The 232-nt window shown below is 37.5% G+C and carries 1 protein-coding gene; it reads right to left on the bottom strand.

Going from position 1 to position 232, the window contains the following annotated elements; genetic code table 11:
- Window positions 1-232 (bottom strand): hypothetical protein (locus tag Q0876_RS15670; RefSeq protein ID WP_299229833.1); only part of this gene is annotated, 232 nt, incomplete at both ends.

Here is a 232-nt window from a genome sequence, read left to right on the forward strand (position 1 = left end):
TCAGCAACAACATCAGAGAATGTAGCCTCTAGACCAGTAGAACAGTTATCAGCTTCATCAGTTACATCACCAGTAAGTGTAAGCTCATTAGGATCTTGATCACATTCGATAGTGATATCAGCAGGTACAGTAAATGTAGGTGCTGTAGTATCTTCAATGGTAATGGTTTGTACAAGTGTTGTTGTATTATCACAGTCATCAGTTAATGTCCAAGTTCTAGTAATCACAGATT

Source organism: uncultured Psychroserpens sp. (genome assembly GCF_947503375.1).
Taxonomy (GTDB): domain Bacteria; phylum Bacteroidota; class Bacteroidia; order Flavobacteriales; family Flavobacteriaceae; genus Psychroserpens.